General features: G+C 72.1%; 26 protein-coding genes and 1 pseudogene. 5 read left to right on the top strand and 22 right to left on the bottom strand.

Annotated elements, in window-relative coordinates; translation table 11 throughout:
* Positions 1–30 precede the first annotated feature (30 nt).
* A complete protein-coding gene (locus JCO01S_RS02385) occupies positions 31–1530 on the top strand; it encodes a long-chain-fatty-acid--CoA ligase (RefSeq protein ID WP_068250118.1) in 1500 nt (499 codons plus the stop codon).
* 27 nt (positions 1531–1557) lie between these two features.
* Here JCO01S_RS02385 and JCO01S_RS02380 read toward each other — a convergent pair whose 3' ends face one another.
* The 15 genes and pseudogenes from JCO01S_RS02380 to JCO01S_RS16160 all read right to left on the bottom strand — a co-directional run.
* On the bottom strand, positions 1558–2904 hold the full coding sequence (locus JCO01S_RS02380; RefSeq protein WP_068250114.1) for an acetyl-CoA carboxylase biotin carboxylase subunit: 1347 nt from the start codon (positions 2902–2904) through the stop codon (positions 1558–1560).
* Positions 2901–3134, bottom strand: a complete 234-nt coding sequence (locus JCO01S_RS02375; protein WP_068250111.1) for an acetyl-CoA carboxylase — start codon at positions 3132–3134, stop codon at positions 2901–2903. The genes JCO01S_RS02380 and JCO01S_RS02375 overlap by 4 nt, the downstream gene beginning before the upstream one ends.
* A gap of 53 nt (positions 3135–3187) precedes the next feature.
* Positions 3188–4162 (bottom strand): 5-oxoprolinase subunit C family protein, encoded by a 975-nt coding sequence (locus JCO01S_RS02370; protein WP_068250107.1) that lies wholly within the window; start codon positions 4160–4162, stop codon positions 3188–3190.
* The gene (locus JCO01S_RS02365) at positions 4159–5058 is read right to left on the bottom strand and encodes a 5-oxoprolinase subunit B family protein (protein WP_068250105.1); all 900 of its coding nucleotides are present in this window, start codon (positions 5056–5058) and stop codon (positions 4159–4161) included. The genes JCO01S_RS02370 and JCO01S_RS02365 overlap by 4 nt, the downstream gene beginning before the upstream one ends.
* Positions 5055–5834 carry a LamB/YcsF family protein gene (locus JCO01S_RS02360; RefSeq protein WP_068250103.1) on the bottom strand — a complete coding sequence of 260 codons (780 nt, stop codon included), beginning with the start codon at positions 5832–5834 and terminating at the stop codon, positions 5055–5057. The genes JCO01S_RS02365 and JCO01S_RS02360 overlap by 4 nt, the downstream gene beginning before the upstream one ends.
* A gap of 23 nt (positions 5835–5857) precedes the next feature.
* Positions 5858–6715 (bottom strand): FAD binding domain-containing protein, encoded by an 858-nt coding sequence (locus JCO01S_RS02355; RefSeq protein WP_068250100.1) that lies wholly within the window; start codon positions 6713–6715, stop codon positions 5858–5860.
* Positions 6712–9144, bottom strand: coding sequence for a xanthine dehydrogenase family protein molybdopterin-binding subunit (locus tag JCO01S_RS02350; RefSeq protein ID WP_068250097.1), 2433 nt, complete (start codon positions 9142–9144; stop codon positions 6712–6714). The genes JCO01S_RS02355 and JCO01S_RS02350 overlap by 4 nt, the downstream gene beginning before the upstream one ends.
* On the bottom strand, positions 9141–9626 hold the full coding sequence (locus JCO01S_RS02345) for a (2Fe-2S)-binding protein (protein WP_068250095.1): 486 nt from the start codon (positions 9624–9626) through the stop codon (positions 9141–9143). The genes JCO01S_RS02350 and JCO01S_RS02345 overlap by 4 nt, the downstream gene beginning before the upstream one ends.
* Before the next feature lie 140 nt (positions 9627–9766).
* The gene (locus JCO01S_RS02340; protein ID WP_068250092.1) at positions 9767–10867 is read right to left on the bottom strand and encodes a vWA domain-containing protein; all 1101 of its coding nucleotides are present in this window, start codon (positions 10865–10867) and stop codon (positions 9767–9769) included.
* A 3-nt stretch (positions 10868–10870) separates the two neighbouring features.
* Positions 10871–11764 (bottom strand): AAA family ATPase, encoded by an 894-nt coding sequence (locus JCO01S_RS02335; RefSeq protein WP_084342559.1) that lies wholly within the window; start codon positions 11762–11764, stop codon positions 10871–10873.
* A gap of 152 nt (positions 11765–11916) precedes the next feature.
* Positions 11917–12888, bottom strand: coding sequence for a uroporphyrinogen decarboxylase/cobalamine-independent methonine synthase family protein (locus JCO01S_RS02330; RefSeq protein WP_068250085.1), 972 nt, complete (start codon positions 12886–12888; stop codon positions 11917–11919).
* Positions 12885–14006: a tRNA 2-thiouridine(34) synthase MnmA gene (mnmA, locus tag JCO01S_RS02325; protein WP_068250323.1), complete on the bottom strand. Its 1122-nt coding sequence runs from the start codon at positions 14004–14006 to the stop codon at positions 12885–12887. Before mnmA ends, JCO01S_RS02330 begins: the two co-directional genes overlap by 4 nt.
* Before the next feature lie 7 nt (positions 14007–14013).
* Positions 14014–15198 carry a cysteine desulfurase family protein gene (locus JCO01S_RS02320; RefSeq protein ID WP_068250081.1) on the bottom strand — a complete coding sequence of 395 codons (1185 nt, stop codon included), beginning with the start codon at positions 15196–15198 and terminating at the stop codon, positions 14014–14016.
* Positions 15199–15243: 45 nt separating this feature from the next.
* The gene (locus JCO01S_RS02315) at positions 15244–15579 is read right to left on the bottom strand and encodes an Lrp/AsnC ligand binding domain-containing protein (RefSeq protein WP_245634306.1); all 336 of its coding nucleotides are present in this window, start codon (positions 15577–15579) and stop codon (positions 15244–15246) included.
* A 14-nt stretch (positions 15580–15593) separates the two neighbouring features.
* Positions 15594–15695, bottom strand: a pseudogene (locus JCO01S_RS16160) (AsnC family transcriptional regulator); the annotation flags it as partial.
* A gap of 64 nt (positions 15696–15759) precedes the next feature.
* On the opposite strand from JCO01S_RS16160, the gene JCO01S_RS02310 reads away from it, so the two are divergent.
* From JCO01S_RS02310 to JCO01S_RS02300, 3 genes are all read left to right on the top strand, one after another.
* Positions 15760–16476: an AzlC family ABC transporter permease gene (locus JCO01S_RS02310; protein WP_068250078.1), complete on the top strand. Its 717-nt coding sequence runs from the start codon at positions 15760–15762 to the stop codon at positions 16474–16476.
* Positions 16469–16795, top strand: a complete 327-nt coding sequence (locus JCO01S_RS02305; RefSeq protein ID WP_068250075.1) for a branched-chain amino acid transporter permease — start codon at positions 16469–16471, stop codon at positions 16793–16795. Before JCO01S_RS02310 ends, JCO01S_RS02305 begins: the two co-directional genes overlap by 8 nt.
* A 223-nt stretch (positions 16796–17018) precedes the next feature.
* Positions 17019–18488, top strand: a complete 1470-nt coding sequence (locus JCO01S_RS02300; protein ID WP_068250072.1) for an MFS transporter — start codon at positions 17019–17021, stop codon at positions 18486–18488.
* Between the two features lie 227 nt (positions 18489–18715).
* Here the strand turns inward: JCO01S_RS02300 and JCO01S_RS02295 are convergent, their stop codons facing one another.
* From JCO01S_RS02295 to JCO01S_RS02265, 7 genes are all read right to left on the bottom strand, one after another.
* Complete coding sequence (locus JCO01S_RS02295) at positions 18716–19666, bottom strand: electron transfer flavoprotein subunit alpha/FixB family protein (protein ID WP_068250069.1); 951 nt, start codon at positions 19664–19666, stop codon at positions 18716–18718.
* 29 nt (positions 19667–19695) lie between these two features.
* On the bottom strand, positions 19696–20475 hold the full coding sequence (locus JCO01S_RS02290; protein ID WP_068250066.1) for an electron transfer flavoprotein subunit beta/FixA family protein: 780 nt from the start codon (positions 20473–20475) through the stop codon (positions 19696–19698).
* Between the two features lie 161 nt (positions 20476–20636).
* Positions 20637–20978 carry a YqfO family protein gene (locus tag JCO01S_RS02285; protein ID WP_068250063.1) on the bottom strand — a complete coding sequence of 114 codons (342 nt, stop codon included), beginning with the start codon at positions 20976–20978 and terminating at the stop codon, positions 20637–20639.
* A gap of 7 nt (positions 20979–20985) precedes the next feature.
* The gene (locus tag JCO01S_RS02280; protein WP_068250060.1) at positions 20986–21624 is read right to left on the bottom strand and encodes an acyltransferase; all 639 of its coding nucleotides are present in this window, start codon (positions 21622–21624) and stop codon (positions 20986–20988) included.
* A complete protein-coding gene (locus JCO01S_RS02275) occupies positions 21621–22595 on the bottom strand; it encodes a class I SAM-dependent methyltransferase (RefSeq protein ID WP_068250057.1) in 975 nt (324 codons plus the stop codon). Before JCO01S_RS02275 ends, JCO01S_RS02280 begins: the two co-directional genes overlap by 4 nt.
* A gap of 4 nt (positions 22596–22599) precedes the next feature.
* Positions 22600–23379, bottom strand: a complete 780-nt coding sequence (locus tag JCO01S_RS02270; protein WP_068250054.1) for an enoyl-CoA hydratase/isomerase family protein — start codon at positions 23377–23379, stop codon at positions 22600–22602.
* On the bottom strand, positions 23376–23900 hold the full coding sequence (locus JCO01S_RS02265) for a T3SS (YopN, CesT) and YbjN peptide-binding chaperone 1 (RefSeq protein ID WP_068250051.1): 525 nt from the start codon (positions 23898–23900) through the stop codon (positions 23376–23378). The genes JCO01S_RS02270 and JCO01S_RS02265 overlap by 4 nt, the downstream gene beginning before the upstream one ends.
* 35 nt (positions 23901–23935) lie before the next feature.
* Here JCO01S_RS02265 and glgX point away from each other — a divergent pair, with 35 nt between their 5' ends.
* Positions 23936–26119 carry a glycogen debranching protein GlgX gene (gene glgX / locus JCO01S_RS02260; RefSeq protein WP_084342558.1) on the top strand — a complete coding sequence of 728 codons (2184 nt, stop codon included), beginning with the start codon at positions 23936–23938 and terminating at the stop codon, positions 26117–26119.
* The last annotated feature ends 26 nt before the right edge of the window (positions 26120–26145 follow it).

Genomic DNA, 26145 nt, shown 5'->3' with positions numbered 1-26145 from the left:
GGAGGCCCGACCCCCGACCCAGGAGCAGAGATGAGCAATCTGGCGAGCAACCTCGTCACCACCGCCCAGGCCGACCCCGACGGGGTGGCGATCAGGCTCGACGACGCCGAGCTGACGTGGTCCCAGCTCCACGGGCTCGCCGCGAAGACGGCCGGCTCCCTTCGCGCTGCCGGACTGCAGCCCGGTGACCGGGTCTCGTTGATCCTGCCGAACGTGCCGGCCTTCCCCGTCCTCTTCTACGGGACGCTGCTCGCCGGCGGCGTCGTCGTGCCGATGAACCCGCTGCTCAAGGGCCCGGAGATCGAGTACTTCTACACCGACTCGGGGGCGACGTTCTCCTTCGTCTGGGGTGACTTCGCCGCCGAGGCGCAGGCCGGCGCGCAGGGCACCGACACGCAGGTCATCGTCTCCGGCCCGGTCGGCCCGGCCGAGGACGCGCTGCCCGCCGGGGAACCGATCACGGCCCCGACCGAGCGCGCGGGCGACGACGACGCGGTGATCCTCTACACCTCCGGCACCACCGGACGGCCGAAGGGGGCCCAGCTCACCCACGACAACCTCGCCCTCAACGCGCAGCGCTCGGCGGTCGACATCATCGGCATCCAGCCCGATGACGTCGTCATGGGCTGCCTCCCGCTCTTCCACGTCTTCGGCCTGACCTGCGGGCTGGGCGCCGCCGTGCTCCGGGGGGCCACGCTGACCCTCGTGCCGCGCTTCGACCCCGGCAAGGCGCTGGAGGTCATCGCCCGGGACGAGGTGACGATCTTCGAGGGCGTGCCGACGATGTACGGCGCGATGCTGCACCACCCGAGCGTCCGGGAGACCGACACCTCCTCGCTGCGCACGTGCGTCTCCGGCGGGTCCTCGCTGCCCGGTGAGACGCTGCGCGAGTTCGAGGAGACCTTCGGCGTGAGCCTGCTCGAGGGCTACGGCCTCTCGGAGACCTCGCCGGTCGCCTCCTTCAACATGCTCGACCAGCCGACGAAGCCGGGCACGATCGGGCGGGCGATCCCCGGCTGCGAGATGAAGCTCATCGGCGCCGACGGCGCGGAGGTCGGCCCCGGCGAGGGTGTCGGCGAGATCGCCATCCGCGGTGACAACGTCATGAAGGGCTACTGGAACAAGCCGGAGGCCACGGCCGCGGCGATCCCCGACGGTTGGTTCCGCACCGGCGACATCGCGAGCGTCGACGAGGACGGCTACTACACGATCGTGGACCGCAAGAAGGACGTCATCATCCGCGGCGGGATGAACGTCTACCCGCGCGAGGTCGAGGAGGTCCTCTACGCGCACCCGGACGTGACCGAGTGCGCGGTGGTCGGCGTGCCGCACCCCGAGCTCGGCGAGGACGTGGGCGCGGCGGTGTCCCTGCGCGAGGGCGCCGCCGGTGACGTCGAGGAGATCAAGGCCTACGTCAAGGAGCGGGTCGCGGCCTACAAGTACCCGCGCACCGTGTGGGTCCTCGAGGAGCTCCCCAAGGGTCCGACGGGCAAGATCCTCAAGCGGGAGATCTCCGCCCCGGCGGGCTGACCCGCCGCCCTTCGTCCCGTCTCGCGATCAGCCGCCGCGCTCCTCGTACCAGGTCGTCGAGACCCCGCCACGCTGGAGGTCGGGATCCGCCAGCAGCTCCGCGTGCAGGGACCGGGTGGTGACCACGCCCTCGACGGTCAGCTCGGACAGGGCCTGCCGGGCCCGGGCGAGGGCCTGGTCACGATCGCGCCCGTGGACGATCAGCTTGGCCAGCAGCGAGTCGTAGAAGGGAGCGATCTGCCCGCCGGTGACGAAGCCGGAGTCCACCCGCACGCCCGGCCCGTTCGGCTGGTCGAAGCGCGTGATCTCCCCCGGGGACGGGAAGAAGTCCTGGTCCGGGTCCTCGGCGTTGATCCGCATCTCGATGGCCGCGCCGTCGGAGACGATCTCCTCCTGCCCCACCGAGAGCGCCTCACCCGCCGCGATCCGCAGCTGCTCACCGACGAGGTCCACCCCGGTGAGCATCTCGGTGATCGGGTGCTCGACCTGGATCCGGGTGTTCATCTCGATGAAGTAGAACTCCTCGCCCTCGAGGAGGAACTCCACCGTCCCCGCGCCGACGTAGCCGACCTCGGCGGCCAGCCGCACCGCGGCAGCGGTCATCCGCTCCCGCACCACGCCGGTGAGCCCGGGAGCCGGCGCCTCCTCGAGGAGCTTCTGCCGACGCCGTTGGACCGAGCAGTCCCGCTCCCACAGGTGCACCACGGACCCGTGGGTGTCCGCGAGCACCTGCACCTCGACGTGCCGGGCCTGCTGGATCGCCCGCTCCAGGTACAGCGACCCGTCGCCGAAGGCCGAGGCGGCCTCCGCCCTGGCGGTGGTGACCGCGGCCTCGAGCTCCTCGGCCGTGCGCACCACCCGGATGCCGCGGCCGCCACCACCGGCGGCGGCCTTGACGAGGAGCGGGAAGCCCAGGTCCTCGGCAGCGGCACGGGCCTGCGCCACGTCGGTGATCACCCCGGAGCCCGGGACGACCGGCACGCCGGCGGCCTCGGCGGTGCGTCGGGCCGCGGACTTGTCGCCCATCGACTCGATGACGTCCGCGGACGGCCCGACGAAGACGAGGCCCGCCTCGCTCACCCGACGCGCGAACTCCGGTCTCTCCGAGAGGAACCCGTACCCCGGGTGGACGTACCCGCAGCCGGTCCGCCGGGCGGCGTCCAGCACCGCGTCGACGTCGAGGTAGGACTTGCCCGCCGGTGAGGGACCGATGTGCACCGCCTCGTCGGCGAGCTCGACCCACCGGGCGGCGGTGTCGACCTCGGAGTGGACGGCCACGGCCTCCCAGCCCAGGGTGTGCGCCGCGCGGATGATCCGCACGGCGATCTCACCGCGGTTGGCGACGAGGACTCGGGGTGTGCTGCTCGTACTCACTCCAGGACCACGACGTCCTGGCCGACGGAGACCTCGGCGGAGTCGTCGACGAGGAACTCCTTGACCGTCCCGGAGGCGCTGGCCTTGAGCTCGGTGAAGTTCTTCATCACCTCGATCAGGCCGATGGTCTGCCCCTCCGTCACCTGGTCGCCCTCACTGACGTACTCCGCCTCCTCCGGTGAGGGGCGGCGGTAGAAGACACCGGGCAGGGGTGAGGGGATGGTGGCCATGGCTGGTCCTTTCGGTTCGGTCGTGCAGGATCTGGTCGATCGGTTCCGGTCGCTCAGGTGAGCGCGGCCCGGATCCGGTCCAGGCGCCTCGTCTGCTCGCCGCGGGCGGCGAGCGCCTCATCGATGCCCACGGACCGGAAGCGGACGGTGTCGCCGGTCTTGGCCTGGCCGAAGAGGTCCCGGTCCACGGAGACCACCGTGGCGATCGTGACGTAGCCACCACCGGTGACCGCGTCGCCGAGCAGGACGATCGGCTCGTCACCCCCGGGCACCTGCACCGACCCGAGCGGGTACCCGAGGTCGACGACGTTGGCCGGGTCGCTGCCGGCCCCGAAGGGCTGCTCCCGCTCGACGAAGTCCAGCGAGCCGCCGCGCAGCCGGTACCCGACCCGGTCGGCGTCCTTGGTGACCTTCCACGGGGTCTCGAGGAAGGAGGCGAGCGCCGCCTCGGTGAGTCGGTAGGAGCACAGGCCCACGACGGCCCGCACCTCGACGTCGGAGCCGAAGCCGGGCCGGAGATCGTCCGGCACGCTGCCCCCTTCGGCCGCGCCCGGGCCCTCCCCCAACGGGAGGACGTCGCCGTCGGCGAGGGTGCGCCCTTCGTGCCCACCGAGGCCGATGAGGGTGTACGTGGAGCGGGAGCCGAGGTACTCGGGCACGGCCACCCCGCCGGAGATCGCGACGTAGGGCCGGGCGCCGGTGGAGATCATCCCGAAGGAGAGCACGTCGCCGGGGGCCACGCGCACGCTCGTCCACATCGGCACCGGCTCACCGTTGAGCGTGGCCGCGGCGTCCCCACCGGTCACGGCGACCGTCCGCTCGTCGGTGAATTCCAGGGTGGGGCCGATGTACGTCGCCTCCAGCGCCGCCTGACCCTCCGCATTCCCGACGAGCAGGTTGGCCACCCGGAAGGAGAACTGGTCCATGGCGCCCGAAGGGGGCATGCCGATGGCGTAACGACCGGTCCTGCCCAGGTCCTGGATCGTCGTGGACAGGCCGCCGGCGAGGACCTTCACGTGTGCACTCATCGGTACAGCACCTCCAGCAGGTGGTCGTTGACGCCTTGGGGATCGGCGAGGAAGGCGGCCGGGGAGAACTCGACGTCGTGCTGCCGGTAGCGGAAGCTCCCCGCCTCGACCTCCCTGCGGGTCTCGTCGAACTCGGTCCGGTCCACCGAGCGGTAGCGCAGGATGTCCCCCGCCTTCGGGAAGACGATCGAGTGCTCGAAGTCCGGGTGGTCCTGGCGCACGTTGAGCACGGGCGTCGCGGACATCCCGTAGAGCTGGTAGCCGCCGGCGCCCTGGACCGGGTAGACGACCGAGAAGGCCCCGCCGATGCCGAAGGCCCGCTCGGGGGTGAAGGTGCGCGGCCGCACGTACTTGGGCACCTGCACCTGCCGCTCCCGCGGTTCCAGCTGGTAGCAGAAGGGCAGCCCGGGCACGAACCCGAGCATGGTGACGATCCACGGGTTGCCGGCGAGGTGGTCGATGAACGCCTGCACGCTCTCGAACCCGTTGGTGCGTGCCCCGTACTCGAGATCGGTCGACTCCGGGTCCTGGTGCCGGTCCCGGAAGCGCATCATCGCCTCGTGGGTCCACGGGTCGTCGTAGAGGATCGGGATGTCCACGACCCGGGTCTGGAGGGTGAAGTTGTCCGGCACCGAGGTGAACTTCGACTCCAGCTCCTGCAGCAGGGCCATCAGGTCCACCGGTGCGAGGACGTCGGGGTCCAGGCGCACGAGGTAGGAGGCGTTGGAGGGGCAGATGTCCACGATGCCCGCCATGTCCCGCTCGGTGAGCTCCTGGGTGATGAGCATGGCCTTGATGTTGGCCTCCATGCTCATCTCCTCGGCGATCTCGACGAAGATGAACTCATCCCCGCCGTACTCGTACCGGGCCGGTGGCAGCGCGGTCGCGTTCGTCATGAACCCTCCTGGTCGTGCTCGTGGAGCGGCCGGATGGTCCACCCCATGCTCGTCATCCGCTCCACGACGGCGTGGGCGTTCTCCTCGGCCCCCGGCCGGTCCGAGTGCAGACAGACCGTGTCCGCGGTGATCGCCGTCTCGACGCCGGAGGCGGAGCGCACCGTGCCCTCGAGGATCCCGGCGACCTGGTCGGCGCACCACTGCGGGTCCCGGCGCTGGTTCTTCGGGTCGATGATGATGTGCCCGTCGTCGGTGTACTCCAGGTCGGCGAAGGCCTCCGCGGCGACCTTGTGCCCCCGCTCGCGCTGCCGCTCCGCGCAGGGGCCGGCCTCGAGCAGGATGAAGAGGTCCGGGTCCAGCGTGGCGACGGCATCGGCCACGGCGTCGGCGATCGCGTCGTCCTTCATGAGCATCCCGTAGAGGCTGCCGTGGGGCTTGACGTGGCGCAGCGGGACGCCCTGGTGGTCGGCGAAGGCCCGCAGCGCGCCGGTCTGGTACAGCACCGCCTGGGCGGCCTCGTCCGGTGAGAGGGCCATCGCGCGGCGCCCGAATCCCATGAGGTCGGGCAGGCCGGGGTGCGCCCCCAGCCCGATGGAGTGCTCCCCGGCCAGGGCCACCGACCGGGTCATGTTCCCCGGGTCACCGGCGTGCCACCCGCAGGCGACGTTGATCGAGGTGATGAGGGGCGCCAGCTCGGTGTCGGCGCCCAGCTCCCAGCGGCCGAAGCTCTCGCCACCGTCCGCGTTCAGGTCGATGATGCGTGTGCTCTGGGCCATCGTGACTCCTCTTCTGTTGTGGGTCAGGCGATCCCGGCCGCACCGGCCACCGCCCGCCCCGCCAGTACCCCGGCGAGGTCGCGGCGGTACTCCGCGGTGCCGGAGGCGTCGGTCGGCGGCTCCGTGCTCTCGCCGGCCAGCGCGGCGGCCCGCTCCACGTCGGCGGACTCGAGGGGGACACCGGACAGGGCCTCCTCCGCGCGGTGGGCACGAAGGGGGGTGCTCCCCATGTTCGACATCCCCAGCCGGACCGTGGCCAGGTGTCCGTCACGGACCTGCACGACCGCCGCGACCGCGACGATCGCCCAGGACTGGGCCACCTGGGAGAACTTCTCGTAGTGCATCCCCCAGCCGGTGTGCTTCGGCACGCGCACCGCGGTGAGCACCTCCCCCTCGGCGAGCGCGGTGGTGAAGTAGTCCTCGAAGAAGTCGCCGGCCGCGACGCTGCGGGTGCCCGCCGGCCCGGTCAGCTCGAGGCTGGCCTCCAGCGCGAGCACCGCCGGGGCGATGTCCCCGGCCGGGTCGGCGTGGGCCAGCGAGCCACCGATCGTGCCCCGGTAGCGGATCTGCGGGTCGGCGACGGAGGCAGCGGCCTGGGCGAGGACGCCCGCGTGCTCGGCGATCAGCGGATCGGCCGCGACGGCGTGGTGGGTGGCCATCGCGCCGATGACGAGGTCGTCCCCGTCCTCGCGGATCTCCCGCAGCCCGGCCACGCGGCCGAGGTCGACGAGCAGGTCGGGGTCGGCCATCCGCAGCTTCAGCACCGGCAGCAGCGACTGCCCGCCGGCGAGCAGCTGCGTCTCGTCGCTGCCGTCGCCGAGTGCCCGGACCACCTCCTCGATCGTCGTCGGGGCGGTGTGCTCGAAGGTCGCGGGGATCACGGCAGGCTCCCTTCGCCGGAGGTCTGGGCAGGTGACCCGGCCGCCTCCCGGATCGCCGTCCACACCTTGAGCGGGGTGCACGGCATGGTGATGTCGGTGACGCCGAGCGGACGAAGGGCGTCGAGCACGCCGTTGACGACCGCCGGCGGCGCGGCGGTGGTGCCGGTCTCGCCGACGGCCTTGACCCCCAACGTGTTCGACGTCGCCTCCGTGACGGTGTAGTCGGTGCGGTAGGGCAGCACGTCCGGGGCCGCGGGCACGAGGTAGTCCGCGAGGGTGCCGGAGGTCAGCTGCCCGTCCTCGGAGTAGACGATCTCCTCGTAGAGGGCCTGGGCGATGCCCTGGGTGATGCCGCCGCGGACCTGGCCGTCGACGATGAGCGGGTTGACGACGACGCCGACGTCCTGGACGCACACGTAGTCGCGCAGCCCGACGTGCCCGGTGCGGGTGTCGACCTCGACCGCGACGAGGTGGGTGCCCGTCGGGTACGAGAAGTTCTCCGGGTCGAAGGTGCAGTCCGAGTCCAGGTTGGGCTCGATCCCGTCGGGCAGGTCGTGCGCCAGCCAGGTGCTCAGGGAGATCTCGGGGATCGTCACCCCGCTGTCGGTCCCCTTGACGGAGAAACGTCCTCGTTCGTACTCGAGGTCGCCGGCGTCGGCCTCGAGCAGGTGCGCGGCGATGGGCCGCGCCTTCTCGACGACCTTGCGGGCGGCCCCGACGATCGCCATGCCGCCGACCACGAGGGAGCGGGACCCGTAGGTGTCCATCCCCTTGTGCGCAGAGGCGGTGTCCCCGTTGATGAGGATGATGTCCTCAAAGGGGACCCCGAGCTCGTCGGAGACGATCTGGGCGAAGGCGGTGGCGTGCCCCTGACCGTGCGCGGTCGTGCCGGCGACGACCTCCACCTTGCCCGTGGGCAGCATCCGGATGGTCGAGTGCTCCCACCCCCCGGAGCCGTAGTTCAGCCCGCCGAGGACCCGGCTCGGGGCGAGTCCGGAGAGCTCGACGAAGGTGCACACGCCGATGCCGAGCTGGACCGGGTCACCGGACTCGCGGCGCCGGCGCTGCTCCTCCCGCAGCTGCTCGTAGCCGAACATGGCCAGTGCCCGGTCGGTGGCCTGGTCGTAGTTCCCGGAGTCGTAGGTGAGGCCGGCGGCGGTGTCGAAGGGGAACTCCTCGGGCGCGATCCAGTTGCGTCGGCGCACCTCGATCGGGTCCAGGTCCAGCTCGACGGCCAGCTCGTCCATCATCCGCTCGATGCCGAAGGTCGCCTCCGGCTTGCCCGCGCCGCGGTAGGCGTCGGTCATCGTCTTGTTCGTGAAGACGTCGGTGCAGTGGAAGCGGTAGGCGGGGACCTTGTAGATCCCGTTGAACATGAAGCCGCCGAGCAGCGGGATGCCGGCGGTGAGGATGCCGAGGTAGGCACCCATGTCCGCGGTCAGCTCGACGTCGAGCGCGGTGATGGTGCCGTCCCGCCGCGCCGCCAGGGTCATCTCCTGGACCTGGTCGCGGGCGTGGTGGGAGGACTGCATCGACTCGCTGCGGGTCTCGGTGTACTTGCACGGGACCTGCAGCCGGCGGGCCACGAGCAGCGCCAGCGCCTCCTCGCGGGTGAACTGCAGCTTGCCGCCGAAGCCGCCGCCGACGTCGGGCGCGACGACCCGCAGCTCGTGCTCGGCGATCGGCTGGGTCATCGCCATGAGGATGCGGACGATGTGCGGGACCTGCGTCGCGGAGTAGAGCGTGACCTGCTCCGTCGTCGGGTCCACGACCACCGAGCGGGGCTCGATGTAGGCGGGGGTGATCCGGTTCTGCCGCAACGTGCGTCGCACGACGACCTGGTCCGGGTCCTCCTCGGCCCGACGGATCTCCTCGAGCGCGTCCCCGCCGGTGCCGAGGCCCACCGAGTCCAGGCCCCAGGTCGCGCAGACGTTGGTCCCCATCTCGGGGTGGACCAGCGGCGAGCCCTCGGCGCGCGCGGCCACCGGGTCGGTGACGACCGGCAGCTCGTCGTAGTCGACGTCGATGAGCTCGAGGGCGTCGTCGGCGGCCGCCTTGGAGGTCGCCGCCACGACCGCGACGATGTCGCCGACGTGCTTGACCGACCCGACGCTGATCGGGAGGTACTCCGGGGTGCGCATGTCATCGCTGACGGTCCAGGCAGTGGGCATCGGGCCCTGCTCGGGCAGGTCCGCCCCGGTGAGGACGGCCACCACGCCCGGCGCCTGCTTCGCCTCGGTCGTGTCCAGCTCGGTGATCGTCGCGTGGGCGACCGGCGAGCGCAGCAGCGACAGGTGCAGCATCCCGGGCAGGACGATGTTGTCCACCCACCGGGTGCGTCCGGTGAGCAGCCGCTGGTCCTCCTTGCGGCGGCGGGCGCGGCCGACCTCGGGGGCCTGCTCCTGCGGGGGGAGGTCCGTCGTCGTCATCGGCCGGCCTCCTCGGTGCGCGCGGTGGCCGCGTAGTCCATGACGGCGGCGACGATGCCCTGGTAGCCGGTGCAGCGGCACATGTTGCCCTTGATGCCCTCGCGCACCTCGTCCTCGGTGGGGTCGGGGTTCTCCCGCACGAGGCAGACCGAGCGCATGAGCATCCCCGGGGTGCAGTACCCGCACTGCAGCCCGTGGTGCTCGTGGAAGGCCTGCTGGACCGGGTGCAGGCTCCCGTCCGGCTCGGCGAGCCCGGCGACGGTCTCGACCTCGCGCCCGTCGGCCTGGACCGCGAGCACCGAGCAGGACTTGATGCTCTCGCCGTCCAGCAGCACCGTGCAGGCGCCGCAGTTGCTCGTGTCGCACCCGACCACCGTGCCGGTCCTGCCCACGGTCTCCCGCAGGTAGTCCACGAGCAGGGTGCGGGGCTCGACGTCGTCGTCCCTCTTCATACCGTCGACGGTGACGGTGACTTGCGCCATTGATCCATCCGTTTCGCTCGTTGGGTCTCCGGGCGTTGTCCCGCAATCCTGCCCAAACTGGTGGGACGTGACAAGGGTCATCCGCCGACGTGTCCCCGGGAACGACGTGGGGCCTACAGCATTTGGTACGAGGGACGGCCCTACGCGCGGGCGAGGACGTCCAGCAGCTCCTCGAAGGTCGCCATCGAGTGACCGGCGACGAAGTCGTCGCAGTGCGGCAGAGCGGCGACGATGCCGGCCTGGACCGGCTCGTACCCGGCCTTGCCGCGGTGGGGGTTGACCCACACCACCCGATGGGCGAGGCGCTGCAGCCGGCCCATCTGCTCGGCGAGCACCTCGGTGCCGTCCCGCTCCCAGCCGTCGGAGAAGACCACGACCACGGCGCGGCGGGCCATCCCCCGTCGCCCCCACCGGTCGAGGAAGGCACCGAGCGCCTCCCCCAGCCGAGTGCCCCCGGACCAGTCGGGCACCATCTCCCCGGCGGCGAGCAGCGCACGGTCGGGGTCGCGTTCCCGCAGCGCCCGGGTCACGTGGGTCAGCCGGGTGCCCATCGTGAAGACCTCCGTCGTGCGCGGGCTCGCGCGCACCACCCGGTGGGCCAGCCGCAGCAGCGCGTCGGCGTAGGCGGACATCGAGCCGGAGACGTCGACGAGGAGAACGACCCGGCGTGGCTGCGTGCGCCGCCGGCGGTGGTGGACCGGGCCCGGCTCCCCCATCCGGCGCAGCTGGGCGCGCAGCGTCGCGGGGCCGTCGACCCGGCCCCGGCGGGCGGGGTTCATCCGGCGCGCCGGCCGGTTCGGCGGTCGCGGGCGCAGCGTGGCGAAGAGCTGGCGCAGCCGCGCGCGATCGTCCACCGACAGATCGGCGACGTCCCTGTGCCGCAACACCTCCGAGGGGCTCGCGACCGCGCGCACCGGGTCCTCGTCCTCACTCTCGCCGCCGCCTTCGGAGTCCCCGAGCGAGGCCTGCACGACGTTGGCGCGCGGCGCCTCCCGGGTGGTGACGGTGTCCAGCGGCGTGCCGCCGAACCAGCTGGTGAAGACCGCGTCGTAGGGGCCGATGTCGGCGGCGGAGGTGGTCAGCGCCGCCCGGCCGGCCCAGTAGACCCCGGCCCGGTCCCCCGCCCCCACGGCGGCGACCGCGGCGAGGAAGGTGCGCTCCCGGTGCGCCGTCACCGGCATCCCGGCAGCGCGCACCGCCCGCGCGAACCCGAGGAAGGTCTCCTCACCGCTCCACGGCATGGGTCAGGCCAGCATCCGGTCGAGGGCGGCACGCACCCGTTCGCCGTCCTCGCGGTACTTGATCGAGGTGCCGAGGGTGGTTGCGGCGACCTGCGGGTCCAGGGTGCTCGCCCCCAGGGCATCGAGCGCCCGCGCCCAGTCGAGGGTCTCGGCGACGCCCGGCGGCTTGATGAGGTCGCCCTCGTGACGCAGCCGCTGCACCAGCGACACGACCTGCTCGGCCAGGTCGGCGGAGACCTGCGGCAGCCGCGCCCGGACGATCTCCAGCTCCCGGTCCATCCCGGGGTGGTCGATCCAGTGGTAGAGACAGCGCCGCTTCAGCGCATCGTGCAGCTCACGGGTGCGGTTGGAGGTCAGGACGACGAACGGGGGTGTGCCCGCCGCGACCGTCCCCACCTCCGGGATCGTCACCTGCCACGTGGAGAGGACCTCGAGCAGGAAGGCCTCGAACTCGTCATCGGCCCGGTCGATCTCGTCGACGAGGAGCACGCACGGGCTCTCCCGCAGCGCCCGCAGCACCGGCCGGGCGAGTAGGAAGCGCTCGTCGAAGAGCTCGGTCTCCAGATCACGGGCGTCTTGGGCCGGACTGTTGCCGGCGAGCGCCTCCACCGCGCGCAGGTGCAGGATCTGCCGCGGGAAGTCCCAGTCGTAGAGGGCCTGCGTCGCATCGATCCCCTCGTAGCACTGCAACCGGATCAACGGCAGCGAGAGCACCTGGGACACGGACTCGGCGAGGGCGGTCTTGCCGGTGCCCGGCTCGCCCTCCAGCAACAGCGGGCGCTGCAGCGCGTGGGCGAGGAACGTGACCGTGCCCAGCCCCTCGTCGGCCAGGTAGTCGTCGCCGGCGAGGGCCTCACGCACGCTCGCGGCATCGCGGAACATCTCTTCTGGGCCCATGGCGCGAGCATGCCCCAGGGACGCCGCAGGTGTCACGTGGGTCTCGGGATCGGTCACCGTTGTGGTGTACCCGGACGGTAGTGGAACCCGGAGCTATCGGCCGACGAATGACGTGAGATGCACCAGGACGACCTTTCGTGCACGCGGCCTGCTCAGGACGTTGCGAGGTCGGTGAGGGCGGCGGCCAGGTCGATCGTCTCGCGGGTGGTCTCGACCGCGGCGGCGGGAGAGACGCCGGCCAGCCCGCAGGCAGGGGTGAGCACGTGGTCGCCCAGCCGTGACTCCTCGAGGCCGACACGCCGCCAGGCGCCGAGCAGCCGGTCACGCGCTGCGCGCCAGTCGGCCTCCGCGGGTACACCGCCCCACAGCGCGGTGCCGGCCTCGAGCCCCTCGGCGACCGCTTCCCAGGCCGCAGGCCCGAGGAGCGCCGTGTCCAGCGAGATCGCCTCGGCACCGCTCTCCCGCAACAGTTTCACCGGAGCATCGGCCGCGCAGCAGTGCACCACGCGGTCGTGCCCACGCACGGCTTCGAGCACCGTGCGCAGCCCGTCGCGCACCTCGGAGTGCTCGACCGCGCGCAGCGTGCCGTAGCCGGACTGGGTGGGGAGCCGACCGGCGAGCACGGCGGGGACGGCTGGTTCGTCGACCTGCACCACGACCCGCGCCCCCGGCACGAGTCGCTGCACGTCGGCGACGTGTCCCGCCAGACCCTCGGCGAGCGAGGCCGCGAGGTCGCGGCGGGCACCGTGGTCCGAGACCGCCCGTTCGCCGCGGGTCAGCTCGACGTGGGCGCCGAGGGTCCACGGCCCGGCGACCTGCAGCTTCAGCGGCCCACGCCACCCGTCGTAGGCCTCGGCGAGCTCGTCCAGGTCCTCGCGGAGGAAGGCGCGGGCTCGCCCTTCGTCCCCACCGGGCCGGTCGACGAAGCGCCAGCCGTACGGCTGGGTCTCCACGTGCAGCCCCTCGAGCAGCGCGGCGCCCCGACCGATCATGTCGGCGCCGGGGCCGCGGGCGGGCAGCTCCGGCAGGTGCGGGATGCCGTCACCGAGCAGGTCGCGCACCGCCCGCACGGCATCGCGGGAGTGCGTGCCGGGCCAGGACCCGACACCGGAGGCGAGCGTCATGCCGAGGCCACCCCGCCGGGTCGGAGGGAGCCCCTCCCGGCCCGCACGATGGTCCCCGACCCGACCACCCGGGTGCCGTCGTAGAGCACGACCGACTGCCCCGGGGCGACCCCGCGCACGGTGTCGTCCAGCCGCACGACGATGCGGGACTCACCCCCTTCGCCGGTCACGGTCGCAGTGGCCGGGATCTCCTCGCCGTGCGCCCGCAGCTGGGCGCCGAGCCGGTGCTCGCCGGCTGCCGCCGGGCCGCACCACCGCACGTGGTCGGCCTCGATGACGTCGTTCCCGAGCAGGTCGGAGGTGCCGATGAAGACGCGGTTGGAGGAGGCCTCGACTCGCGTGACGTAGCGCGCCTCGCCGTCGAGGGAGGAGCGCTCGAGCCCCAGCCCGCGGCGCTGGCCGACGGTGAAGCCGTACGCCCCGCGGTGCTCCCCGACGACCTCGCCGCTGCCCTCGTCGACGATCTCGCCGGGCCGCTCCCCGAGGCGCTCGGTGAGCCAGCCGCGGGTGTTGCCGTCGGAGATGAAGCAGATGTCGTGGCTGTCCGGCTTCTTCGCGACGGCGAAGCCGCGCTCGGCCGCCTCGGTGCGGATGTCCGGCTTGGTCGTGTCCCCGAGCGGGAAGAAGGCCCGCGCGAGCTGCTCCTCGTCGAGCACGCCGAGGACGTAGGACTGGTCCTTCTGCGGGTCGACGGCGCGGTGCAGCTCGCGTCCGTCCGGCCCCTCGGCGATCTGCGCGTAGTGCCCCGTGGCGACGGCGTCGAAGCCGAGGGCGAGCGCCTTGTCCAGCAGCGCCGCGAACTTGATCTTCTCGTTGCAGCGCAGGCACGGGTTGGGGGTGCGACCGGCCTCGTACTCGGCGACGAAGTCCTCCACCACGTCCTGCTCGAAGGGAGTCGCCATGTCCCAGACGTAGAAGGGGATGCCGAGCCGGTCGGCGACGCGGCGGGCGTCACCGGCGTCCTCGATGGTGCAGCAGCCGCGTGCCCCCTCGCGGAGGGTCTTCGCGTCCCGGGCCAGGGCGAGGTGGACGCCGACCACGTCGTGGCCGGCGTCGATCATCCGGGCGGCGGCGACCGCGGAGTCGACACCGCCGCTCATCGCTGCGACGACGCGCACGGCGGCCTCAGGCGGCACCGCTCGCACGGCGGGCGCGCGAGACGGCGTCGGGCAGGGCGGTCAGGATCGCGTCGACGTCCTCCTCGGTGGAGGTCCAGCCGAAGGAGACGCGCAGCGAGCCGCGGGCCTCCTCCTCGGTGCGTCCCATGGCGAGCACGACGTGCGAGGGCTGCGGGATGCCGGCCTGGCACGCGGACCCCGTCGAGACGGCGATGCCGGCGGCGTCGAGCAGGTAGAGCATCGAGTCGCCCTCGCACCCGGGGATGGTGATGTGGGCGTTGCCGGGCAGGCGGGTGCTCACGTCCCCGCGCTCCCAGCAGCCGGTGACCCGGATGCCGAGGTCGAGCGCGACCGCGCCGGCGAGAAAGCGGTCGCGCAGGTCGGCGAGGCGACGCGCCTCGACCTCGCGCTGGCCGACGGCGTCGGTGAGTGCGACGGCGAAGGCGCGGATGGCGGCGGTGTCGACGGTCCCGGAGCGGATGCCCCGCTCCTGGCCGCCGCCGTGGCTGATCGGCACGAGCCGTGCGTCGCGCCGGGCGATGAGGGCGCCGACGCCGACGGGTCCGCCGAGCTTGTGGGCGGTGACGCTCATCAGGTCCACACCGCTGGCCCCGAAGTCCACCGGCAGCTGGGCGGTCGCCTGCACGGCGTCGGTGTGCACGGGGATGCCGTGCTCGTGGGCGATCGCGGCGATGGCGGCCACGTCCTGGACGGTGCCGACCTCGTTGTTGGCCCACATGACCGTGACGAGCGCGACGGACCCGGGGTCCTCCTCGATCGCCTCGCGGACCGACTCGGGCGTGATGGTGCCGCACTCCCCCGGCACGACGAAGGTGGCCGTGGCCCCCTCGTGCTCGACGGCGTGGTCGACGGCGTCGAGGACAGCGTGGTGCTCGACGGCGCTGGCGACGATCCGGGTGCGGCGGGCATCGGCGGCCCGGGCCGCGCGGAGCGTGCCGAGGACCGCGATGTTGTCCGCCTCGGTGCCGCCGGAGGTGAAGACGACCTCGCTGGGCCGGGCGCCGAGCGACTCGGCGATCCGTTCTCGCGACTCCTCGACGACACGGCGGGCGACGCGGCCCGGTTCGTGCAGGCTCGAGGGGTTGCCGGCCGTGGCCAGCTGCTGGACCATCGCCTCCCGGGCAGCCCGGGTCATGGGCGTGGTCGCCGCGTGGTCGAGGTAGGTGGACATCACCCCTGAGTCTACGAGCGCGCGAAGGGGGTTATTCCCGCCTTCTCACCCCTTGACTAGGCGCATGGTCTGGTGCGACAGGATCCGGCTGACCGCGGGCAGCCGGGAGATCACCGCGACGATGAGCTCCTCGAAGGCCTCGATGTCGGCGACCTGCACGCGCAGGTAGTAGTCCGGCTGGCCGAGCATCCTGCGCACCTCGGTCACCTCGGGCACCGCCGTGACGGCATCCTCGAAGTCCAGGAAGGTCGGGCCGTCGTTGACCGCGATGTCGACGGCGACGATGACCTCGAGACCCGCCCGGACGACCTCGGGTCGACCCGCGCGTGGTAGCCGGTGATCACCCCGTCGCGCTCGAGCCGCTGCACCCGGCGCAGGCACGGGGCCGGGGTCAGCCCCACCCGGCGGGCGAGCTCGGCGTTGCTCAGTCGGGCGTCCTCCTCGAGCTCGGCAATGATTGCCCAGTCGAGCGCATCATTCGTCGTTTCATTGCCCATGAGGAGACACTAGCGCCCCTCATAGGCAACCCGGGAACGCCCGATCCTTTCTAGGATTGCCGCCATGACCACCACCACGCACGATCGGCCCACCGGGACGCGCGAGGAGGTCCTCGCCGGCTGGCGCACCACCGCCCCGGCGGGCCTGGCCGTGCTCCCGCTCGGGATCGCCCTCGGCGTCCTCGTCGTGCAGTCCGGTCTCGCGTGGTGGTGGCGGCCGGTGCTCGCCGGCGTCGTCTTCGCCGGGTCCCTGGAGTTCCTCCTCGTCGGGATGCTCGCGGCGGCCGCCCCCTTCGCCCAGGTCGCGGTGACGAGCCTGCTGGTGAACTTCCGGCACGTCTTCTACGCGCTCTCCTTCCCGCTGCACCGGGTCCACGGTCGCGGCTGGCGGGCGTACAGCACCTTCGCGCTCACCGACGAGGCGTACGCCCTCACGACACCGCCGGAGGCGCAGTGGTGGAGCCGGGCCCGGATCATCACCATCCAGGCCGGCTTCCAGGCCTGCTGGGTGCTCAGCGTCGTCATCGGCTCGCTGCTGGGGTCGGTCATCCCGCCGCAGGTGCGCGGGCTGGAGTTCGCCGTCACCGCGCTCTTCGTCGTCCTGACGATCGAGGCGTGGAAGGTGCAGCGCTCGCTCCCGGCCCCGGCGTGGGCGCTCGTCTGCGCTGTCACCGCGCTGCTCGTGGCGCCCGCGAACATGCTGCTCGTCGCGATGGGGCTCTTCGTCGCCGGCCTGGTCGCGGCCCACGTCGTGGCGAAGGGGGGTACCCACCGTGCCTGAGAACGTCCACCACCTCGTCGCGGTCCTGCTCGCGGCGGCGATCACGTGGGGGCTGCGGGCCACCCCCTTCGCCCTGCTGGCACCGTTGCGCGACAGTGCACTGCTCGCCGACCTGGGTCGGTGGATGCCGCCGGGGATCATGCTCGTGCTCGTCGTACACACGCTCGGCGACGTCGACCTCGCCAGCCTCACCTCCGCCGGACCGGCGGCACTGGCGCTGGCCGTCACCGCGGGCCTACACCTGTGGCGCGGGAACCTGACGCTCAGCATCTTCGCGGGCACCGCCGTGCACGTCCTGCTCGCCTCGGCCGTGGCCTGAGGGGGCGATCGAGCAGACGAGGGACCCGTGCCGTGGTCATGGAACGGCAGCCGGGGCGATGACCACCGCCGGGTCCGTCACCCCGATGCAGTTCCTCGGCCTCGCGGCGGCCACCCCCTCCCGGACGTCACGTCGACCTTCCCGAGGGGCCACATGACGGAATGTTCCACGCGACGGTGACGTTTGCGTGCATGGTGCACACATCGAGATCAGGAGGGAACGCGTGACGGTCGGTCAGGTCGGGTCGGGTGAGACCGAGTCCTTCGAGCCGGACCCCCAGCGCTGGAAGATCCTCTGGGTGCTCCTCCTGGCGATCTTCATGTCGCTCGTCGGCGTGAGCATCGTCAACGTCGCACTGCCCTCGATCCAGCAGGGCCTCGGGGCCAGCGACTCCGACGCCCAGTGGGTGCTCGCCGGGTACGCGCTGACCTTCGGTGTCGTCCTCGTCGCCGCGGGTCGGGCCGGTGACCTCATGGGACGCGGGGGCTTCTTCGTCCTCGGCGTCATCGTCTTCACCCTCTCCTCCGTCGCCGCGGGTCTGGCGCCGGATCCGAACTCACTCAACGCCGCCCGCTTCATCCAGGGCGTCGGCTCGGGACTGCTCAACCCGCAGGGCGTCGGGATGATCCAGCAGTACTTCCGCGGGGCCGAGCGAGGGCGGGCCTTCGGGGCCTTCGGCAGCGTCGTCGGGGTGGCCGTCGGCATCGGCCCGGTCCTCGGCGGGCTGCTCATCGAGCTCGGCGGCCCGGAGATCGGCTGGCGGTTGACCTTCCTCGTCAACGTGCCGGTCGGGCTGGTGTGTCTGGCCCTCGCACTGCGCTGGTTCCCCCGCCCGCTGCTCCGGCGCGCCGGCAGCGCCGCCGACGGGGCCCATGCCTCCCGTTCGCTGGACCCGGTCGGGTCGATCCTGCTGGGCCTCGCGGTGCTGGCGACGATGCTCCCCTTCGTCGAGGGCGGGACCTCCCCGTGGTTCTGGCTCACCCTCCCGCTCGGCATCCTCCTGGCATGGGTGTGGGTGCGCTGGGAGCGCCACTACCGCAGCACCGGTCGCTCCCCCATGGTCGACCTGGACATCTTCAGGATCCGCAGCTTCACCAACGGCAGCCTCATCGTCATGCTCTACTTCCTGGGGATGACGAGCATCTGGGTGCTCGTCGCCCTCTACATGCAGGAGGGCACCGGCAAGAGCGCCTTCCAGGCCGGGCTCGTCGGGGTCCCCTCGGCCCTGATCTCCGCCTACGCGGCGCACTGGGCCGGCAGCCGCGTCACCCGTTACGGACGCAAGGTCGTCATCGGCGGGCTCTACTGCGCCCTGCTCGGCCTGGTCATGAGCATCGCCGTGGTCCAGCTGCAGGCCGGCGGTCACCTCAGCGAGTGGTGGCTGGTCGCCAGCCTCGTCTTCATCGGCATCGCCCAGGGGGCGGTCATCAGCCCCAACCAGACCCTCACCCTCGCCGAGGTCCCCCTCGCCTACGCCGGCAGCTCCGGGGCGGTGATGCAGACCGGCCAGCGCATCGGCACCTCGATCGGGATCGCCGTCATCACCGGGACGGTCTTCGCCACGCTCGGCCGCACCGACTGGGCCACCGCGACCACCGTCGGCTTCGCGCTCATCGCCGTCGTCGTGCTCGTCGCCCTCGTCATGGCCCTGAAGGACCAGCGCGACCGCACCCGCCCGGCCCCGCACCGGTAGCCGCGGCGTCACCGGGGGCAGGGACCACGCACGTTCGCAACTCGCGGGTACTACACCACCCTCAGACCTCGAGAACTGACAGAACCTTGATCTCCCGGCGATCCACCTCGCCGGCGACACGGAGCATGGTGCAGTACCCGCGAGTAACAGACCCCCGTGCTCCGGATCAGCCACGACACGACGAGGGCCCCGCACCAGTGCTGGTGCGGGGCCCTTCGAGGCTGGGCTCACTTGCCCTTGACGGCCTCCGTGGCCTGGGGCAGGACCTGGAAGAGGTCGCCGACGACGCCGAAGTCGACGAGCTCGAAGATCGGCGCCTCCTCGTCCTTGTTGACGGCGACGATCGTCTTCGAGGTCTGCATGCCCGCGCGGTGCTGGATCGCGCCGGAGATGCCGGCGGCGACGTAGAGCTGCGGGCTGACCTGCTTACCGGTCTGGCCGACCTGCGAGGAGTGCGGGTACCAGCCGGCGTCGACCGCTGCGCGCGAGGCGCCGACGGCCGCACCGAGGGTGTCGGCGAAGGTCTCGACCGGGGAGAAGTCACCACCGGTGCCGCGACCACCGGAGACGACGATCGCCGCCTCGGTGAGCTCGGGGCGGCCGGAGGCCTTCTTCGGCTCGGACGCGGTGATCTTCGCGGCCTTGGCGTCCTCGGAGATGCTCACGGAAAGCTCCTCGAAGGCGCCCGCCCCGGCGGCCTGCTCGGGGGCGGCCGAGTTCGGCTTGACGCAGATGATCGGCGTGCCCTTGGTGACCTTGGAGTCGACGGTGTAGCTGCCGGCGAAGACCGACTGGGTGGTGACGGGGCCGTCGCCGCCTGCCTGGACGTCCTCGACGTCCGTGATCAGACCGGACTCGGTCTTGATGGCGAGGCGGGCGCCGATCTCCTTGCCGGCGGAGTTGCTCGGGATGAGCACCGCGGCCGGCTGCTTCTCGCTCACGAGCTGGGCGAGGATCTCGGCCTGGGGGGCCACGAGGTGCTCCCAGGCGCTCGAGTCGGAGACGGAGTAGATCTTCTCGGCGCCGTAGCGCGCGAGCAGGTCCTTCGCGGTGTCGGCGCCGGGGCCGATGAAGACGGCGGACGGCTCGCCGAAGCGACGGGCGACCGTCAGCATCTCGGCGGCGGGCTTCTTCACCGCACCGCTCGCGTGGTCGACGAGGACGAGGACTTCAGCCATGGGTGTGCTCCTTGTCTACTGAGTCTCGCTCAGACGAACTTGTGGGTGGTCAGGAACTCGGCGAGCTTGGTGCCGCCGTCGCCCTCGTCGGTGACGATGGTGCCCTGCTCGCGCGGCGGGCGCTTGTTGGTGGCCTCGACCTGGGTCCAGGCGTTGGCGAGGCCGACCTGGCCGGCGTCGACGCCGAGGTCGGCCAGGGCCCACTCCTCGACCGGCTTCTTCTTCGCGGCCATGATCCCCTTGAAGGAGGGGTAGCGCGGCTCGTTGATCTGGTCGGTGACCGAGACCAGCGCCGGGAGGGAGGCCTCGATCGTCTCGCTCGCGGTGTCGCCGTCGCGGCGGGCCTTCACGGCGCCGCCCTCGACAGCCAGCTCGGAGACGTAGGTGACCTGCGGCAGCCCGAGGCGCTCGGCGACCATCGCGGGCACGACGCCCATGGTGCCGTCGGTGGAGGCCATACCGGTGAGGACGACGTCGGGGGTGCCGATCTTCTTGATGGCCTCGGCCAGGATGAGGGAGGTCGCGGGGGCGTCGGACCCGGCGATCGCGTCGTCGGAGACGTGCACGCCCTTGTCGGCGCCCATCTGGAGGGACTTCTTCACCGCGTCCGCGGCGTCGGCCGGGCCGACGGTGAGGACGGTGACCTCACCCTCGTTCGCCTCGCCGAGCTGCAGCGCCTGCTCGACGGCGTACTCGTCCAGCTCGGAGAGCAGCCCGTCGACGGACTGGCGATCGGTCGTGTTGTCCTCGTTGAACCCACGCTCGGACTGTGCGTCCGGAACGTGCTTCACGCAGACGACGATGTTCATCGGTGAATCGTCCTCTTCCTGGGGTGCGGGTGCTGGGAACGGGTACCTCCGAGCCGGGCTCTCGCCCGAGAAGGGGGTTCCCGGTTCTCATCACGCTATCGAGCCGGGTGCCCCCATCCAAGACGGCGGCGGGTGCCGTTCGCCACATCGGCAGGCCGCCGTCACGCGGTGGCGCCCCCGGACGCGGCGTCCTCGAGGACGTGGAAGGAGGGCTCCTCGTAGGGGTGGGCGGCCCGCAGCGCGGCCACGACCGCCGGGCGCCGCGAGCGCTGCAGGGTGATCTCGACCCGGTCCTCGGTGACGTGCGTCAGCTCGCCCACCTCACCGATCGCGGGGTCCGCTCCGCCGACCGGGCGGAACTGCCCCCGCCCCGTCAGGACGAAGGCGCACTCCCGGTACTCCCCCACCTCACCGGCGCCGGCCTCGAAGAGGGCGGCCAGCACCGCCTCGGTGGACTCGCTCGGGACGTGCAGGACGAGGACGTCGAGGGCTTCGCTGCTCATGCCGCCATCATGCCCACTCCGGCGGCAGGTCCAGGTCATCGGGAGGCGGGGCCTGCTCCCTTCGCCTGACGACCCGCGCCGGGACACCCGCGATCAGGGAGAGCTCCGGGTGCTGCCCGCGCACGACCGCACCGGCGGCCACGACCGAGTGCGGGCCGATGTCGCTGCCCCGGGTGACCACGACCTTCGTCGCGACCCACACGTCGTCGCCGATGCGGACCGGGGACTTCACGATGCCCTGGTCCTTGATCGGCACGTCCAGGTCCTCGGTGCGGTGGTCGAAGTCGCACACGTACACGTCGTCGGCGAAGATGCACGACGCACCGATCTCGACGTCCAGCCACGTGTTGACGGTGTTGCGGACACCGATGACGGTCTTGGGTCCGATCCGCAGCGTCCCCTCGTGGGCGCGAAGGGCGCTTCCGCCACCGATGTGGGTGTAGGCACCGACGACGAGCCGGGCCGTGCCGGGAGCGACCTGGAACTGCACGTCCGGCCCGATGAAGCAGGGCCCCTCGAAGACGAGACCCGGCACCCGGGCCCGGGCGCGCAGCATCCGCAGGTAACCGAGCAGGTGGTGGTGGCTCCAGGCACGGTTGGCGATCACCCACCGGGCCCAGTGCCACCACGTGGGCAGCGCGCTCACCTCCGCGGCTTGGTGCCGGTGATGCCGACGTTGTAGAAGAAGCGCTGCGGGACGACGCGGGCGAGCGCCGAGTCGAGCTTCATCAGCCGGACCCAGGTGCCGTAGGCGAAACGCGCCCACCCGAAGCCGAGCCGCTCCGGGTTGACCGCGTACTCGAAGGTGCGCACCGGCCAGCCGACGAAGGCCGAGACCAGCTCCTCGGTCGCGGTCCCGACGTCCCCCGCTCCGGCGCGGCGGGCGGTCGCGGCCAGGTCGGCGGGGTCGAAGGTGTGCAGGTCGACGACGGCCTCCAGCGCGGCGGCGCGGGAGGACTCGTCCAGCTCCTCCTGCTCGCGGGCCCACCGCCGCCGCAGCGGCGGCAACCGGGTCACCCGGGTAGCCGTCTCCCAGGTGAGCCGCCCGAGGTGGCGGGCATACCAGTTGCCGATCGTCGTGGGCTCACCGGCGATGACGAAGCGCCCCCCGGGCGCGAGCACCCGCAGCACCTCGGCGAGCGCGGCCTCCACGTCGGGGATGTGGTGGAGCACGGCGTGCCCGACGACGAGATCGAAGCACTCGTCGGGGTAGGGCAGCGACTCCGCCGCGGCCACGCTCCCTTCGACGGTGAAGCCGAGGCGCTCGGCGTTGCGCTGCGCCGCCTGCACCATGCCCGGGGAGAGGTCGGAGACCGAGACTTCCTCGACGAGACCGGCGAGACGCAGGTTGAGCGAGAAGAAGCCGGTGCCGGCGCCGATCTCGAGCACCCGTCGGTAGGGAGCGGACTCCCCCGGCCGGAGGCCGGAACGCAGCACCCGCATGAAGCGGTCGCGCACGATCGAGGTGCAGCGCTCGTCGAAGGAGATCGACCACTTCTCGTCGTAGCTGCCCGCCTCCCAGTCGTGGTAGAGCACCTGGGCGAGGGTGTTGTCCTGCCAGGCGCGCTCGACCTCCTCGGCGGTCGCCGCCGAGGAGGTCGCGCTCGGGTCGCTCATCGGCTCAGGCTCCCTCGAAGGTCGCCTTGCCGGGACCGTTCTCGACGAAGCTGCGCATGCCGGTCTTCTGGTCCTTCGTCGCGAAGAGCCCGGAGAAGATCTGCGCCTCGATCTCCAGGCCCGTCTGCAGGTCCACCTCGAGACCGCGGTCCACGGCCTCCTTGGCGCCGCGGAGGGCGACCGCCGGACCGCCGACGAAGGGGGCGACCATCGCCTTGGCGGCGTCGAGCACCTGATCCGCGGGGACGACCTGGTCCGCCAGACCGATCGCGAGCGCCTCCTCGGCGCCGACGTGCCGGCCGGTGAAGAGCATGCTCTTGGCCTTCGCCGGGCCGACGAGGCGCGGGAGCCGCTGGGTGCCGCCGGCGCCGGGGATGATGCCGAGCTGGATCTCCGGCAGGCCCATCTTCGCGTTCTCCGCCACGACCCGGAAGTCGCAGCTGAGCGCGGTCTCGAGCCCACCGCCGAGGGCGTAGCCGGTGACCGCGGCGACGGTCGGCTTCGGGATCGCGGCGAGGCCGCGGCTGAAGGCGTGCAGCAGACGCACGTGCTCGAGCATGTCCGTGTAGGACATGTCGGACATCTCCTTCACGTCCGCGCCCGCGGCGAAGACCTTCTCCCCGCCCCACACGACGACCGCGGCGACGTCCGCGTCGTCGGAGACCCGGGTGGCGGCGTCGAGGAGGCGCCGCTGCATGTCGGCGTCCAGGGCGTTCATCTTCGGCCGGTCCAGCCGGATGACGGCGATGCCACCCTCGACCTCGACGCGCACGATGTCGGTCATGCTTGGCCCTCCGCGCCCTGCTCACCCTGCCCGGCGCCCTCGCCGCCCGGCTCCTGGCCGGTGGCCCGCTGGTGCCAGAGCTGGACGCCCTGGAGCACGAGCGGCAGCGCGAGGCCGAGCAGGCCGCGCACGTCGGCGCCGCGCGGCAGGATGTGCTCGCTCGTCACGAGGAGGGTGTCACCCGCGACGGCGGACTTGACGAGGTTGAAGGCGACGTTGAGGTCGTTGCACACCTGCAGCCGCTCGTTCGGGTCGCTCGGCACGGGGTCCTCGAGGGCCCACTGGCCGAAGACGCGCAGCACGTTGGACTCGTCGTCGGTGCAGCGGACGAACATCTGCTGCTCGGAGAAGGTGAAGGCGACGTCGCCGTCCTTGTCCACGCTGGGCTCGAGGCCCAGCTCCGTCAGGGCGGCCTGCACCCGGTCGCGCAGCGCCTCCTCCTGCTGCCCGGTCTCGCCGGAGCTACCGGAGTCACCGTTGTTGTTGGGGCCGAAGTTCGGGATCGCGGTGGGATCACTCATGAGCCCAAACGTACCTACTGCATACGCTGTCAGCCATGCCGACCTCGCGCGCCCAGCCGCTCCCGCGCGCGCCGCGACCCGGCGTGCACCCGGTCCCCGGCGGGGCGGACGTGGCCGTCTTCGCCTCCCACGCGACGAGGGTCCTCTTCTGCCACTTCGCCGCCGACGGCACCGAGACGCGGTGCGAGCTGCCCACCCGGCGCCACGGCTGGTGGTCCGGCCACGTCGCCGGGGTCGGCCCCGGGACCCGGTACGGCTTCCGGGTCGAGGGTCCCTGGGCACCCGAGCAGGGCCACCGGCACAACCCGGCGAAGCTCCTCCTCGACCCCTACGCCCGCGCCGTCGAGGGCGAGGTCACCTACGACCCGGCGGTCTTCGCCCACGTCGTGCACCCCTCCGGGGAGCACGAGCCGGGGCGACGCTCCTGCGGGGACTCGGCCCCCTTCGTCCCGCGGTCGGTGATCATCGACACCTCCTTCGACTGGGGGGAGGACCGCTCCCCCGACGTCGAGCTCGGCGACTCGGTGATCTACGAGACGCACGTGCGCGAGCTGACGCTGCTGCTGCCGGGGGTGCCCGAGCACCTCCGCGGCACGTATGCGGGCATGGCCCACCCGGCGACGATCGCCCACCTGCACCGCCTCGGGGTGACGACGCTGGAGCTGCTGCCCGTGCACGCCCACACCGACGAGCCGCACCTGCGCGACCTCGGCCTGACCAACCACTGGGGCTACAACACGACCGGCTTCTTCGCCCCGCACCTGCCCTATGCCTCCGACCAGGAGCCGGCCGAGGCGCTGCGCGAGTTCAAGGGCATGGTCAAGCTGCTGCACGCCGCCGGCATCGCGGTGCTGCTCGACGTGGTCTACAACCACACCGCGGAGCAGTCGGTCACGGACGCGACGCTGTCCTGGCGGGGGCTGGACGGTCAGGCGTACTACCGGCTGGACGAGCACGGCCGCGACGTCGACGTCACCGGCTGCGGCGGGACGCTCGACGTCACCCACCCCGTCGTCGCGTCGATGGTCCTGGACTCGTTGCGCTACTGGGTCGGCGAGTGCCACGTCGACGGCTTCCGCTTCGACCTGATGACCGCGCTGGCGCGGGACCGGCACGGCGTCTTCGACCCGGACCACCCGCTGCTCACCGCGCTGCGCAACGACCCGCTGCTCGCCGAGGTGACGCTCGTCGCGGAGCCGTGGGACGTCGGGCCGGACGGCTGGCGCACCGGTCAGTTCCCGGAGCCGATCAGCGAGTGGAACGACCGCTTCCGCGACGCCGCGCGCGACTTCTGGCTGGTCGACCTCGGGCGGGTGCGCCGCGGCGAGGAGGCGCAGCACGGGGTGGCCGAGCTGGCGACGCGGCTCGCCGGGTCGGAGGACCTCTTCTCGGGGCCGGTGCGCGGGCCGCAGGCGTCGATCAACTTCGTCACCGCCCACGACGGCTTCACGATGCGCGACCTGACCAGCCACGACCACAAGCACAACGAGGCCAACGGCGAAGGGGGCCGGGACGGCACCGAGGACAACCGCAGCTGGAACCACGGGGTCGAGGGAGACACCGACGACGCCGTGGTGCTCGGTCTGCGACGCCGCTCGATCCGCAACCTCATGGCGACCCAGCTGCTCGCGACCGGCGTCCCGATGCTCACCGGGGGCGACGAGCTCGGGCGGACCGGTCGGGGCAACAACAACCGCTACTGCCAGGACAACGAGATCTCCTGGGTGGACTGGGACCTCGAGGGGTGGCAACAGGACCTCGTCGACACGACGGCCTTCCTCGTCGGGTTGCGACGGCGGTACCCGACGCTGCGGCAGCGGCGCTTCTTCACCGGGAGCCCGGTCTCGGAGGACGGCTCGACCGACATCGCCTGGTACGACGCCGCCGGGGAGCTCATGGACGGGCAGTGGGACGACGGGCGGGTGCGCACGCTGCAGATGTATCTCAGCGGGGGCCATCTCGGGCACGAATCGCTGCTCGTCGTGCTGCACGGCGGCGGCGAGGACGCCACGCTCACCCTCCCCGCACCGCCGGGGGTGGGCGGCTACCACCTGCTCTGGGACAGCGCCTGGGAGCGTCCGGCCGACGAAGCCCTTCGAGGTTCCTCGGTCACACCGCAGGAACCGGCCGTTCGAGCCCCCTTCGTCCCCGTGGACGGGCGTGAGGTGCCGGTCTCCGCGTCGACGGTGCGGGTCTACCGCGCCGACGACGCGACCTGAGTCGAGGTTCCAGCGACCGAATAGAC

Source organism: Janibacter corallicola NBRC 107790 (assembly GCF_001570965.1).
GTDB lineage: Bacteria > Actinomycetota > Actinomycetes > Actinomycetales > Dermatophilaceae > Janibacter > Janibacter corallicola.
This window is presented reverse-complemented; position numbering and strand designations above follow the sequence as displayed.